Here is a 13801-nt window from a genome sequence, read left to right as displayed (position 1 = left end):
GGGGTGTTTTCCCCGCCGTTATGCGCTTTTTAAAGGGTGTTTTTTACAGATTTCAAAAAATAAATAGCTAAAAATTGGATAAAAAGAGACCTAGGGGAGACCCTGAGAGAGACCCCGAAAGAGTCGGGCTAGGTGGTTTAGAATAGTGTATGATTTCAAGCGTTGGAAGTTCCAGCGCTTTTTTATTTTCTGATGTATGCTATAATGCTGTTAGGGTTTCTCAGTTGATCTATTTACCAATGTTTATAAAACAGTTCTTTGACGTCTTGCGATCGTGCAAGGCGTTTTTTTGATTCCTGTGATTAAAATCACAGGTAGTCCAATATTGCCAGTTGAATATATCAGTAAAAAGGGATGTACCAGCAACTAAGCTAGTGCATCCCTTTTAATGTATTTAGATAGCTTCCAGCACTTTGAATAATAGCCAAAGTATCCCGATCATGATAAACGGCTCTGCAAAGTCTAACAACTCAGTTAGTAGCTCGGCTACCTTGTCCCGTAACTGTTCAACTGGTGACTTATCTTTCATCGTCTAACTCCTTTAATCTTTTATCGATCATCAATCTAAGGCGTTGCAGGTCGTGCCTGCTGGATAGATGTTTGATGTAAAACCTAGAATACCAATGCCGACGTTTTAGATAAATATTGATCGCTGTAACGATCGCAAGAATGATAATAAATTTTAACAAGTGGGATCACTCCTAATCTTTGTAGGCTGTGAGCCGTGTACCTGCTGTGATGTCCATAGTCTGAGCGAATAGGGCGCAGGCTTTCCTAATCCTAGTTTGCGTTTGAGAATGCCCGAACCCTAAGCGTTCTTCAATTTGCCACGCTTGTAACTTCTTGATGTATCGTGCTTCTAAAAAAGGTTTATAATCGCCTAGACTGTTAATCACGGCTTCCACGAACTCTAAAACTTGCTTGGCGTTGGCTCTGTTTACGTTCATATCTTCCACGCTATTGGCGCTTGCTGTTCCTTTGGGTGCTAATGATAAGCGTACGCTTGAAATAACTGGGATGTTAGCTAATCGCTGATACTTGCTATACTCTGTATCAAACCAGTTAGTAACGTTATTGCGTGTTTTGCTGTAGTCTACTTCTCTTGTGTCTGGTGGGTCAAGTCTCATCATGTCCAACGCTCCTAACTTCAAAAGCTTGTAAAATCGTTTCTAAGACGTTTAAAACTATTTTAGTATAATTATACTCGTTAAATAAAACAACGCTTTGAATGAGCTAAAAAATAGCTTAGCAAATGGTAGCATTTGGCCTCAACAATTCTCAACATTTTATTTCAGCATTTTTCATCAATTCATCTTAGCAATTCTTAGCATTTTACCTTAGCAATTCCTAGCATTTCGATGCATGCTATAGCTGTCTGATAGCTCTAAAATAGTGCATTTTCTGCATCAAAAAAGTGTGCATACAAAAAGCCAAAAAGGGTGCACACAAAAATCAAAAAAGGGTGCACACTTTTTGGCGTAATAACTAGCATATTGCCCGTACTAATAACGTTTTGATGTCAGCATTTTATGTCAACATTTGCCAATGTTTTATGTTACCATTTGCTACCATTTGACCTGAGCAAACCTGAGCAATTTATTCCAACATTTTCCAACAATTTAGGATAGGTCCACGTTTGAATTTTCGGCGCTTGCATGAGTGTATTTATAACTACGCCCTTGATGTGTGTAACCGTGGTTACGGTCTTCTTTGGTGATCGTGCCCACTTGTGGGGACGTGGCTTTTTCGCTATAAATTAAAAGGGATGCCAGCAGTCAGCCAGTGCATTCCCTTGCGTTTTATTTGTCTATTTAAAATCTTTCGCTAGTTGCTCGCTTATGTTCTTAATATCTAAAAATTGTTGATTACTTAGGTTATAAAGCTTTATGTCGTTGGGAGTGAGTTTCTTTAGATCATTGATAAAACAAGTAAGTTCTTTGCTTAGATCGCTCCTCAAAGCCTTGTAAGTTTCTAGCATGGTGTTTGATCTATGCGCTTGCTCGTCGTGTTTATAGATCATCTTCATAACTTTATGAGTTGCGATGATCGTAACGTTTAACTCTGGTTCTGGTTTGATGTCAAACTTATAGACTTCATGAATTGGAACGCCAAGCGTCAGCAACTCCATTCTAAAATCATACAAGTTATAAATACCCTCAATACTTGCGGGCTTCTCGCTTATTGGTAGTTGGTCCAGTGCATCGAATAACTGTTTGACCTTAGCTTTAACCTTGATAACTCTATCAGCATAACGGTCTAGTGTCTCGATGTCGTCTAGGATATAGGATAATCTTACTTGTGGGCTTTCGTTCATTGTGATTGCGTCTGTGATATTCATTTTAAACTTCCTTTCTGGGATCAGTGATGTGGTTAGTTATGTTACTGACTGTTACCAAGTGTTACTACTAGGGTTGCGCTCTCTATCCCTTGGGACTCTAAGAACCGTACCAAAGTTACAGCTTTTTTGCTCTACTCACTCTCTCTTTCCTGAATAATTCATAGTTTTACTAATAGTCTTTCCTAACATTGATTTAATAGTCTTTAAAGTATTCTGCTTCATCACCCATTAGGTGATGAAAAAAGAACCCCTTTCTGATTTAGCGGACAAATACTTTGACCTAATCTCAGAAGATATAAAAGAAAAAATAATAAAATATCCGATTTATACTTTGTATAAAGAACTAAAGTAGTTAGCAAATCATTTACAGCAAATCACTATGTTCCACATACCATTTTACATACTTACCTTATCCACGACACATGTTGAGATAGTATCGAAGATAAAGAAAGTTGCTCCATGTTGTTTTTGCGAGATGGGGAAATCAAAGCCACATTGACAACCATGATGAATAAGCTTGCTTTCAGTCATAAGCTAATCCTAGAACCACTTTTCAAGTCAGTTAGCCAAATCGATGAAGAAAGCGACCGTGAAAGAATGGACGCTATTGATAAGCTAATGGAGCAACTATTGGAAGAACGCAATACCCTTATTGCACTGATGTCCAAAGGTTTCCTAGAACCTGCTCTTTTTAATCAGGAACGAAATGTTTTAGATAGTGAGATTAAAAATCTTACTACCGAAAAAACAAACCTGGTAACGAACTCTGCGAGTGGGGTTTTGCGAGCAAACGAGATAAAGGACCTCATTAATTATGTGTCAGCAGATAATTTTAATGGTGACTACACGGAAGAACTATTTGAAGAATTTGTAGTGAACATCATTGTAAATTCCAGGGATGAGCTGACATTCAATTTGAAATGCGGTCTTTCCCTGAAAGAAAAGGTGGTGAGATAAATGGCATATATTCCATATGGATACAAAATTCAAGATGGAGTGGTTACTGTCGATGAAAAGGCAGCAGGTCAAGTAAAGGTATTCTTTGAGAAATACATATCAGGACTATCCCTTACAGTGGCTGGCGAACAGGCAGGTATTGAAAAGACACATTCTGTGATGGGGCGCATTTTGAAAAACGTCAACTACCTTGGAAATGATACGTATCCAGCAATTATTGATAAAGAGATATTTGATAAAGCTGAAGAAGTTAGAGATAAACGTGCAAAGGATTTAGGACGAGTGGTAGAGCTTGCCGCTTTCACCTCTCCCCCTCCCAAAGAACGATTCAAAATGAAAAAGGCAGATAATAAGATGCCAGTGGATCCTTTTGAACGAGCAGAATACTTATACAGTCTGATAGAAAGCGAGGAATAAAGTGACAGAGAAAAATATAATGGTTATTCCTGCTCGTAAAAGAGTAGGAAGTACAGCCGCAAAAGAAAAGATAAAGAAACTTCGTGTTGCTGCCTATTGCCGTGTTTCTACAGAAACAGAAGAACAAAATTCTAGCTATGAGGTTCAGGTCTCACACTATACAGAGTTTATAAAGAAAAATAATGAATGGGAGTTTGCTGGCATCTTTGCAGATGATGGTATCTCTGGTACGAACACTAAAAAGCGTGACGAATTTAATCGCATGATTGCAGAGTGTATGGACGGTAACATCGACATGGTTATTACAAAATCCATCAGCCGATTTGCGCGTAACACCCTAGACTGCCTTCAATACATTAGACAGCTCAAGGATAAGAACATATCAGTTTATTTTGAGAAAGAGAACATCAACACCACGGATGCCAAAGGTGAGGTTTTGCTGACTATTATGGCATCTTTGGCACAGCAGGAAAGCCAGAGCCTTTCACAAAACGTTAAGCTTGGGCTACAGTACCGATACCAACAAGGAAAGGTGCAGGTCAACCATAAGCGATTTATGGGCTACACGAAAGATGAAGATGGAAATTTAACTATTGTCCCCGAAGAAGCTGAGATTATCAAACGCATCTACCGAGAATACCTTGAGGGTCAGAGTCTAGTGGGCATTGGTCGAGCCCTTGAAAAGGATGGTATTTTAACAGCAGCGGGAAAACCAAGATGGCGACCAGAATCAGTTAAGAAGATACTTCAAAACGAAAAATACATCGGAGATGCCCTTCTGCAAAAGACTGTCACAGTAGATTTTCTGACCAAGAAACGAGTGAAAAATGAAGGGCATGTTCCCCAATATTATGTTGAAAATAGCCATGAAGCGATTATTCCTAAAGAGTTATTTTTGCAGGCGCAAGAAGAAATTCATCGGAGAAGCAATATCTACACAGGAGAAGGCAAGAACAAAAGAATTTACAGTAGCAAGTACGCTTTAAGTGCCATCACCTTCTGTGGAGATTGTGGCGATATTTATAGACGGGTCTATTGGAATATCCACGGAAGAAAAGAATTTGTCTGGCGATGCGTGACTAGAATCGAGCAAGGTCCTGAAGTTTGTAAGAACCGAACCGTAAAAGAAGATGAACTTTATGGTGCAGTAATGACTGCGATTAATAAGCTACTTGCAGGTGGGAACAATATGATAAAGACACTGGAAGAGAATATTCATGCTGTGATTGGCGAAACCACAGAATACCAAATTTCAGAGATTAACAACTCACTAGAGGAAAAACAAAAAGAACTAATCAAGCTGGCGAACAAGGGTCAAGACTATGACCACTTAGCAGATGAGATTGATGAGCTGAGAGACAAGCGACAGATCCTTTTAGTAGAAGATGCCTCCCTCAGTGGCGAGAACGAGCGAATCAATGAGCTGATTGAATTTATCCGCAAGAACAAATTCCGCACCTTAGAATATGATGATAAGCTTGTAAGGAAGATAATCCAGAGCGTTACAGTCTATGAAGGCCACTTCGTCATAGCCTTCAAATCTGGCATCGAAATGGAAATATGAAAACCAGAAGTAAATAGCCCATGACTCTACAGTAGAGTTGTGGGTTTTCTTTTGCTTGCTGATTATAATAATATTTTAATAACTATTGTGTTTATCAACCAAATGGTTTATAATATTCTTAGCGTAAACTTGGAGGTGCTGTATGACTACGGCAGAAATGATTAAAGAACTGTGTGAGCAAATGAATATAAGTGTTTCCGAACTTGCTAGACGTATTGGCCAGACTCCACAGAATTTCAATAAAAAATTACAACGAGAAACAGTAACCTTGGATGAGTTGAAGGCCATTGCTGATGTGCTAGGTGTCAAGTTTGTGCAGGCATTTATTTTACCAGATGGAGAAGAAATAAAAATATCTAACGAATAAAGGAGGATGTTTATATGGTAGGTAATGTTATTCAAATAGTAACAGAGAAATTATCATCTTTGCCTTTTATAGAAGGCATCGTATTAGGGGGCTCACGTGCAAGAGGCACCCATACAGAAAATTCTGATATAGATATCGGAATCTATTACAATTCAGACTCATTTGACCTGACAGCGATTAATCAAATTGCTACAGAATTGGATGATAAAAATAGAAACAACCTTGTTGTGCCTCCCGGAGCGTGGGGTGATTGGATTAATGGCGGCGGATGGTTATTTATAAATGGGTATCATGTTGACTTGATTTTACGTGATATAAAACGGGTAGAACAAATAATCAAAGATACGGAGCAAGGAATTGTTACTGCCAATTATCAGACCGGGCATCCCCATGGTTATATAAGTGCAATGTATCGTGGAGAATTAGCGATTAGTAAAATACTATATGCTAAGAACGAAAGCTTATGCGAATTAAAAAAGCAGGCAGAAATTTACCCTACTGCTCTAAAGAAAAGCTTGATGAACTTTTTTATATTTGAAGCTGAATTCTCTTTAATGTTTGTAAAAGCAAATGCGGGGGTAGAGGATAAATATTATATTGCAGGCCATGTTTTTCGTATTATTTCATGCTTAAATCAAGTACTATTTGCATGTAATAATGCTTATTGCATTAACGAAAAGAAAGCTATAAAACTGCTTGAAACTTTTGAATATAAACCTGAAAAATATGCCGAAAGAGTTAATCATATTTTTGAAGTACTCGGTCTTTCTCTTTTTGAATGCTACGATATGACCGAGAAACTTTATAAAGAAGTGAATGAAATTGTATCGGAGATAAATAACTTTTTAAACGAGGAGAGTTCAGATGAAAGAAAACAAATATGATGATAATATATTTTTTCAAAAATACAGTCAAATGAGTCGCTCGCAGAAAGGACTGGCTGGTGCGGGAGAATGGGAGACTTTGAAAAAGATGCTACCTGATTTTAAGGGTAAGCGTGTGCTTGATTTAGGATGCGGCTATGGATGGCACTGTATATATGCGATGGAAAACGGTGCTTCCTCTGTAGTAGGTGTTGATATTTCTCATAAAATGCTCGAAGTAGCAAAAGGAAAAACCCATTTTCCACAGATTGAATATGAATGCTGTGCCATAGAAGATGTGGATTTCCCAGAGGAGAGCTTTGATGTAATACTAAGTTCGCTTGCGTTTCATTATGTAGCAGACTATGAGAATTTAATAAAAAAGATATATAGGATGCTGAAGGCTGGTGGCAATTTAGTTTTTACAGTTGAACATCCTGTTTTTACTGCTCATGGAACACAAGACTGGTATTATAACGAAAAAGGAGAAATACTGCATTTCCCGGTGGACAATTATTATTATGAGGGCAAACGGACAGCTATGTTTTTGGAAGAAAAGGTTACAAAATATCATAGAACACTGACCACATATCTAAATACACTGCTTTCAAATAGTTTTATAATAAATCAGATTGTGGAGCCACAGCCGCCAGAGAACATGATGGATATTCCGGGGATGGCGGATGAAATGCGACGCCCAATGATGCTGATTGTATCGGCAAAAAAGAAGATGTAATAATATAGAAAAAATAAACGAGGAGTATGTAAATGAGATCAGAAAAAGAAATGATGGATTTAGTACTTTCTTTAGCAGAACAGGATGAACGTATTCGAATTGTGACCCTTGAGGGGTCACGCGCAAATATTAATATACCTAAAGATGAATTTCAGGATTATGATATTACATATTTTGTAAGTGATATAGAACCGTTTATATCTAATGATGACTGGCTTAATCAATTTGGGAATATAATAATGATGCAAAAGCCGGAGGATATGGAATTATTCCCACCTGAAGAAAAGGGATTTTCCTATCTTATGCTATTTGATGATTACAATAAAATTGATCTTACCTTATTGCCCTTGGAAGAGTTAGATAATTACCTAAAGGGCGATAAATTAATAAAGGTTCTAATTGATAAAGATTGTAGAATTAAAAGGGACATAGTTCCGACTGATATAGATTATCATGTAAGAAAGCCAAGCGCAAGGGAGTATGATGATTGCTGCAATGAATTTTGGAATGTAACACCTTATGTTATTAAAGGATTGTGCCGCAAAGAGATACTGTTTGCAATCGATCATCTGAACCAGATTCTACGGTTTGAACTACTTAGGATGATGTCGTGGAAGGTTGGGATAAAGACAGAATTTTCATTAAGTGTTGGGAAAAATTATAAGTATATTAACAAATACATTGATGAAGATCTATGGAATAGATTATTATCTACATATCGCATGGATTCCTATGAAAATATTTGGAAGTCATTATTTATATGCCACCAATTGTTCAGGGAAGTGTCCAAAGAGGTAGCAGAACTACTGGGGTTTGATTATCCAGAGTATGGTAAGAACATAACAAGATATACCGAGGACATGTATAAAAAATATGTTGAAAATGACTATTTTTAAAGATTAGCAAAGATTATTAACCATAAGCAAGGGGTGTAAATGTATGGAAAGTACTGATGTTATAAATGAAATTAGAGGTATATTACCTCGTAACTCAATTGGAAAATATGATTTACTAACTATTTTTACACATAAAACCGTTTTTGATAAAATTGTAAAAGTACTATCATTGGATTTTCAAAATAAAGTAGATTATGTGGCTGCCCCAGAAGCAATTGGATGGATACTAGGCACTGCCATAGCCAAAGAACTTGGAGTGGGGTTTATTGGAGTAAGAAAAGGTGATAAGCTGCCATACGCAAAAGAAGAGATTATTTCGACACATTTTACCGACTATTCAGGTCAAGATAAAAGCTTTGAAATATCTAAGAGTTCTATTGTGAGGAACAAAAGAGTTTTGATTGTAGATGATTGGATAGAGACAGGTTCTCAAATGAAGGCTTTAATAGCTTTGTTAGAGAAATTGGATTGCAGCATTATTGGGTTGGCTACTATTGGGATTGATATAAATGAGGTTACTCAAAAATGGATAGACAGCAGTTTTGTAGCTTATATTGGCTCAAACATATAATAAACCGAAAGAAAATCTTGAATCAAAATTTTGGATGGCGTTAATTTACAATACAACGAAAGATGTTTACCCTGAATAATTCATACTTTTTAATTGAAACCGTCTGAAACTGCCTAACGGCAGTCTGATAATTACTTTTTTAGTTTCACCCCTTAAGTGATGAAAAAAGAACCCCATTCTGCTATGGTAAAGGTGACGAAACCAACCATAAGAAAGGAGTTCTTCTCATGACTAGCTTACACAAAAATCAAGTTAAATTCAATTCAAATATCACTATTTCACATACCGGTGGTCGTCTATCAAGTGATTCGGGGTTAGTCCTGGTTAAAGAATTAATGAATACCTTCGGCTTTTCGCACTTAGCTAAACAATGGCTCCATATTACAGATCATCGGGCTTATTTTACCCATGATAACTTAGCGATATTGGAACAGCTTATTATGCAATTAATTGCTGGTTACTCGGCAGACTCATCAGCTAATCTATTAAGACGGGATCCTGTCTTTCAAGCTGTACTCGGTAAAAAACAGTTGGCATCACAATCCTCAATCTCACGGTTTCTGGATCGTTTCACCGAGGAGAACATCGATCAACTCCAAGCATTAAATCAGTCATTGATTGATAAAGCACGTTTAATTCGCAATGACACCGAGTTAATCATTGATGTCGATTCCACACATTCGGATACCTTTGGACGCCAAGAACAAACAGATTATAATGCCCATTATCAAACCTACGGCTATCACCCATTAGTTGCCTTTGATGGACTGACCGGAGATTTCTTAAAAGCTGAACTGCGTTTAGGCAATCAGTACACATCTAAAGGGGTAAAAGCCTTTATCAACCCGCTTTTACACCACTACAAGAGCACGTTACCTCATACCGAGATATTGGTTCGGGGTGACAGCGGCTTCGCCACACCAGAGGTGTATGAGTCTTGTGAAGCAACTGAAAGCCAGTACGTTATCCGATTAAAGAGCAATCGGAGGTTAAGTCAGTTAGCTGAACATTCTGTTCTTTACGGGGACAATCAAGAATGGGAAGAGCGAGAAGTGCAGTATTTTTCACTACCTTATCAAGCACAATCCTGGTCGAAACCTCGTCGTGTCTGTATACGCTCCGTCCGTGAAGGAGGAGAATTGCTATTTCATCATGCGTTTATTGTGACTAATCTATCCGACAATGTCTCGCCTGAAGTCATATTTTCTCTTTACGGCAAGCGAGGAACAATGGAAAATTTCATCAAAGAAGCGAAAGGTGGCTTTTACTTCGATAAAACAGATAGCCCGCGTTTCTTAGAAAATCATGTCAGAATGATGATCAGTGTCCTTGCATACAACCTCGTTAATTTTTTAAAAAGCATTGGTTTTGATAAAGTGAACCAGGGCATGACGATTCATTCCATCCGGCTGATATTGCTTAAAGTAGCCGGTAAACTTGTTCAGACTGGGAGACAGGTCTATCTCAAACTGTCAAGTTATCATGTGTATCAAACTGAATTTTATAAGGTTTTTGAACGCCTGCGGCGATCCAAACAATGGATTTAGACTAGTTATCACACAAATTTTTTAACCGATTCTTTTTCAAGGGATTCGTCTGCCCTTAAATAGACAAATAATTTTTATTATGATCTTCTTCCGTAGGCATCCTGTTCGAAAACACATTATTTTGGAAGAAAGTATCTGCCTAATTTAAAAATTGGCAATTTGTTCAAAAAAACAGGTTAAATTTAGAGCTATGAATTATTCAGGTCTTTATATATTTATTTATTATTTATTTTTTATATACGTATATATAGATAAAGTAGTAACTTTAGTAACAACATAGATATATCAAGGGATATAGAATTTTAAAAAGGTAACTTTTTAGTAACCAAGTGGTAACATTTGGGCTTTTTTGGTAACACTTGACTATTTAAGTTGCATGATAGCCAACTCATCACTAGCAATAGATCTTAGTTTGATACCGATGTAAACCTTGGCAAGTTCTCCGTTGATGCGTTTCGTGGTATCGAATACATTAAATCGATTAAGCTCCTTTTTAAATTTCTGGCTACTTAGTGGCTTATACCCGTTGTTGTAACAATAGTTCTTGTATGTGTCATATAAATACACTTTCTTGATAGATAAATCTTTCCCTAATACACAATACTCGTCTATAAATTCCTGTACGATGTCATTTTCTCCGATCCATTCCTTGCGTAAGCGTTCCATGGTCTCAGTCTCTGAAAAATACCCACGCTTTAGCACTTTTCTAAAAGCTTGCAGGCATTTATAAACAAAAGCAGGCTGTTCTGCATATAACGCCTTTTTGTCAAAGCGTTGTCTAAAATCTGGGATCGAGTAAAAAGGAACGATACACGGACGACGACCAAAGCCCGCCGATGTATCTTTAAAGCTTGGTAGTCTGTTAGCTCCAAAGATCTGTTTAGCAAACGGCTTAATAGTTTGAGCTTGTTCTCCTTTGTTTTCTACGTCGATAGCATCATCCCCGGTTATACCTTTAATTAGGGATGGATCTATTATTAAACTATTGCCAATGTCTGCGTAATAGTTGAGTAGTTTGGCGTAAAGTCTCGCTAATGTGAACCGTCTTTCAGGGTTCGTTAGATCATTTAGGCGGACTGTACTTGTGTTGTCTGCTCCGATCATTTCTCTTAACCAGTTGAAAAAGGTACTCTTACCGTCTCCGCCCTCTGATAGCAAGATGGCAAACTTCTGTAAGTGCTCGTATGATCGATAAAAACAAAAGCCGATGAATTCCATTAAGAACGTTTTTGCGTCTTTTACGCTTTCATCTAACCACTTATCAGTCAAGGGAGTAGGGGCGTTGCTGGTGTCGATTTCATAATCACGACCATAAAATAAATAGTTGTCTGGGCTGTTTGGTCTCATTTCGCCCGTTCTGATATCATAGACACCATTTTTAAAATGAACTGCATACGGGTCCACGTTGTCGATCGTTTCGCTAGCGTCTTTGATGTCGGCTAGATCCATGATGTATTTAGTAGCGTCCGATACTTCTTTATTGCTCCAATGGTCACGTACTAGGACGCTTGCTTCTTTTCTGATCTCGTTAGCTGTCACAACTTGCCATAATCCTAAGTGATCGTTATAGCGGTATAAAGTCAAGTCGTTGTTTTTCTTGATCTGTAGATAGTTTCCACGTTCTAAGATCGTTTGACCTAGCTTGACGGGATCTATCTTTATAGTGCCTCGGTTATTCTCGTATAACCAAGGATCTAAGTTATTAGCTTGGTTCAATTTGTCTTTGAATTGGTCCATGAATTCGATCATCATCGCTTTATCTGCTACGTTGTTCATATTTTGATGCTTCCTTTCTCACTATGCTTTTAAATATCGTGTTGACTTCGCTATCTGGTAGCGGTGGATTGATATAGTCACGATTGACCTGTTGTGCGATCGTGTAGGCTGTCGCTAGCTCTGCGCCTGTGCTTATCAGCCAGCCAACTTGTTTAGTTAGCCACGTATTACGCCCGCCACTGTCAACGCCTGCAACTATTTCATCTAACCGCTTACCAGTCCATTTTTTAACGTTTCCAGTTCGTTTAAAGCTATTTGAGTATTGTTGTACTGGTCTATCGTTCAATGCGTCTAATAGCCAGTTAGGGGCATCTAGGATAGTGTTATATGTGTAGTTAGTATTGATACTCCTGTAAGCATCACCATTGACCACGCTAGGCGCTATTACTGTAAAATCCGCCAGTAGATCAACGCTAGGGATGAAATTAGTTACACGCTTCTTACTTACTTGACCACGATAAAAGAGATGTAGGCCACCGCTTGGCGTTTGCTCGATATATGTATCAGCAGGCAATTTATATCCTTGATCGCTAAGCATCTGAAATATGCTTCTAATGTCGTTGTTATTGTGGTTGTCAATGTCTACAACTATCAAGCTGCTATCTGAAAGCGATAGACCTAAGTTAATGTTTGGCTCGTGATCGAACCAGTTGGAAATTTCTTGCAGATCCTTGCTAGCAGTTAGATAGCTTTGATCTTTGATAGGACGTTTAGTGTTTGGAACTAGTGGAAATACTTTATAATCATGTTTGGCCAACTCCAAGGCGTATTGTTTGGATTTCATTGTCGGGCCTCCTTGCGGTCTAATTCGATCAGTTGCGTATATAGTTCCGGCTCGTGCGCTTTTAGGTGTTTACTGAAATACTTAAGAGCGATCTTAACTTCACAAGCTTCTAACGGTACGTGCTTGATCTTATTTTTAAGGGAGTGTACAACGGCGTTAACTAAGACAATATCGCTAAGCTTGCTATATAATTTGGGATCATCTGTTTTTAGCTTGTTGCCATACGTTTTGAGTAACAAGCGTGCTTGTTCCGGTTCCAAGTCATCAGTTGCGATCAGACTGCGCAAGCCTACTTTTAATTGTTCAAATGATGTGATTTTGTCTTGATTTAATTGTGTGTTTTCTTGTAACATAATAGATAACTCCTGTTCTTTATTTATTTAATGAATGGGTGTTTTGGGTTTGACCGTTGGCAGGGGTGTCAGCGGTCTTTTTCTTTGCTCTCAACCACTCAACCACTACCACCGTAACCAGTCCAGCAACTCCAAAGATCAGCGTAAATACTCCGATCGATAATAAATACATAGTCATAGCATACTTAACGCCGTCCTTGTCTGATCGTTCTTCTTCAAACAACCAACAGGCGTCTTTTTTGATTTGTTCTAACATTATGCGTACGCTCCTTTTAGCATTTGATTTTTTACCTTGATAACGTCATCGATATTTAAAATATTCCAGTAGGTCACTTCATACTTACAAAACCCGATATTTTCCACGATAGGGGCGATGTATCCAAGTTGCTTTAATCGCTCCAAGTCTTTGATTACTTGCGGTACTAAGCGATCAAGGATAAATACGATGTAATCGCCGTTAGCAACTACGCCCCTGGTGTCTGACTGCATACATAGAAGCCCGTACAACTCTTTTTGTTCAAATGTCAGTTTGTCGGATCGTTCTACTCTCCTAGGGATGTAGATCCCGTCTTGACCGCTTATGACGTTCTCTAAAACGGTATTGATCCGCTCCCGGTCCGATCTCGTCAATC

Annotated in this window: 17 protein-coding genes; 9 read left to right on the top strand and 8 right to left on the bottom strand. The window is 38.1% G+C overall.

The genetic code is table 11. From position 1 onward, the window contains the following. Window positions 1-394 precede the first annotated feature (394 nt). From FC30_RS09830 to FC30_RS04265, 3 genes are all read right to left on the bottom strand, one after another. On the bottom strand, window positions 395-529 hold the full coding sequence (locus FC30_RS09830) for a hypothetical protein (protein ID WP_010689400.1): 135 nt from the start codon (window positions 527-529) through the stop codon (window positions 395-397). 172 nt (window positions 530-701) lie between these two features. After that, window positions 702-1130: an ArpU family phage packaging/lysis transcriptional regulator gene (locus FC30_RS04270; protein WP_235804172.1), complete on the bottom strand. Its 429-nt coding sequence runs from the start codon at window positions 1128-1130 to the stop codon at window positions 702-704. A 677-nt stretch (window positions 1131-1807) separates the two neighbouring features. Continuing rightward, window positions 1808-2338: a hypothetical protein gene (locus FC30_RS04265; protein ID WP_010689394.1), complete on the bottom strand. Its 531-nt coding sequence runs from the start codon at window positions 2336-2338 to the stop codon at window positions 1808-1810. A 459-nt stretch (window positions 2339-2797) separates the two neighbouring features. Here FC30_RS04265 and FC30_RS09745 point away from each other — a divergent pair, with 459 nt between their 5' ends. From FC30_RS09745 to FC30_RS04220, 9 genes are all read left to right on the top strand, one after another. Then, entirely contained in the window at window positions 2798-3295 is a 498-nt protein-coding gene (locus FC30_RS09745) for a DNA recombinase (RefSeq protein ID WP_002327635.1), read from the top strand. After that, window positions 3296-3712, top strand: a complete 417-nt coding sequence (locus FC30_RS04255; RefSeq protein ID WP_000323438.1) for a recombinase — start codon at window positions 3296-3298, stop codon at window positions 3710-3712. Between the two features lies 1 nt (window position 3713). Beyond that, the gene (locus tag FC30_RS04250) at window positions 3714-5276 is read left to right on the top strand and encodes a recombinase family protein (protein WP_000136908.1); all 1563 of its coding nucleotides are present in this window, start codon (window positions 3714-3716) and stop codon (window positions 5274-5276) included. Between the two features lie 142 nt (window positions 5277-5418). Beyond that, window positions 5419-5643, top strand: coding sequence for a helix-turn-helix domain-containing protein (locus FC30_RS04245; RefSeq protein ID WP_000205227.1), 225 nt, complete (start codon window positions 5419-5421; stop codon window positions 5641-5643). A gap of 14 nt (window positions 5644-5657) precedes the next feature. Beyond that, a complete protein-coding gene (locus FC30_RS04240; RefSeq protein WP_000233000.1) occupies window positions 5658-6527 on the top strand; it encodes a nucleotidyltransferase domain-containing protein in 870 nt (289 codons plus the stop codon). After that, the gene (locus FC30_RS04235) at window positions 6508-7242 is read left to right on the top strand and encodes a class I SAM-dependent methyltransferase (RefSeq protein ID WP_000662263.1); all 735 of its coding nucleotides are present in this window, start codon (window positions 6508-6510) and stop codon (window positions 7240-7242) included. The genes FC30_RS04240 and FC30_RS04235 overlap by 20 nt, the downstream gene beginning before the upstream one ends. A gap of 32 nt (window positions 7243-7274) precedes the next feature. Further along, complete coding sequence (locus FC30_RS04230) at window positions 7275-8138, top strand: aminoglycoside nucleotidyltransferase ANT(6)-Ia (RefSeq protein WP_002294505.1); 864 nt, start codon at window positions 7275-7277, stop codon at window positions 8136-8138. A 43-nt stretch (window positions 8139-8181) separates the two neighbouring features. Next, the gene (locus FC30_RS04225) at window positions 8182-8709 is read left to right on the top strand and encodes a phosphoribosyltransferase family protein (RefSeq protein WP_002294507.1); all 528 of its coding nucleotides are present in this window, start codon (window positions 8182-8184) and stop codon (window positions 8707-8709) included. 227 nt (window positions 8710-8936) lie between these two features. Beyond that, window positions 8937-10256, top strand: a complete 1320-nt coding sequence (locus FC30_RS04220; protein WP_010689313.1) for an IS1380-like element ISSsu5 family transposase — start codon at window positions 8937-8939, stop codon at window positions 10254-10256. A gap of 363 nt (window positions 10257-10619) precedes the next feature. Here the strand turns inward: FC30_RS04220 and FC30_RS04215 are convergent, their stop codons facing one another. The 5 genes from FC30_RS04215 to FC30_RS04195 are packed head-to-tail and all read right to left on the bottom strand — an operon-like array spanning window position 10620 to window position 13799. Next, window positions 10620-12032 carry a DNA primase family protein gene (locus tag FC30_RS04215; RefSeq protein WP_010689311.1) on the bottom strand — a complete coding sequence of 471 codons (1413 nt, stop codon included), beginning with the start codon at window positions 12030-12032 and terminating at the stop codon, window positions 10620-10622. Continuing rightward, entirely contained in the window at window positions 12013-12816 is an 804-nt protein-coding gene (locus FC30_RS04210; protein ID WP_010689309.1) for a bifunctional DNA primase/polymerase, read from the bottom strand. Before FC30_RS04210 ends, FC30_RS04215 begins: the two co-directional genes overlap by 20 nt. Further along, complete coding sequence (locus FC30_RS04205; protein ID WP_010689307.1) at window positions 12813-13169, bottom strand: hypothetical protein; 357 nt, start codon at window positions 13167-13169, stop codon at window positions 12813-12815. Before FC30_RS04205 ends, FC30_RS04210 begins: the two co-directional genes overlap by 4 nt. A gap of 19 nt (window positions 13170-13188) precedes the next feature. Continuing rightward, window positions 13189-13425, bottom strand: coding sequence for a hypothetical protein (locus FC30_RS04200; RefSeq protein WP_010689305.1), 237 nt, complete (start codon window positions 13423-13425; stop codon window positions 13189-13191). Then, window positions 13425-13799, bottom strand: coding sequence for a hypothetical protein (locus tag FC30_RS04195; protein WP_056938481.1), 375 nt, complete (start codon window positions 13797-13799; stop codon window positions 13425-13427). The genes FC30_RS04200 and FC30_RS04195 overlap by 1 nt, the downstream gene beginning before the upstream one ends. Window positions 13800-13801 lie beyond the last annotated feature (2 nt).

This window comes from Ligilactobacillus animalis KCTC 3501 = DSM 20602 (assembly GCF_001434535.1).
In the GTDB taxonomy this organism is placed as follows: Bacteria; Bacillota; Bacilli; order Lactobacillales; family Lactobacillaceae; genus Ligilactobacillus; species Ligilactobacillus animalis.
The sequence above is the reverse complement of the archived record's forward strand: the minus strand, read 5'-3'. Positions and strand labels throughout refer to the sequence as shown.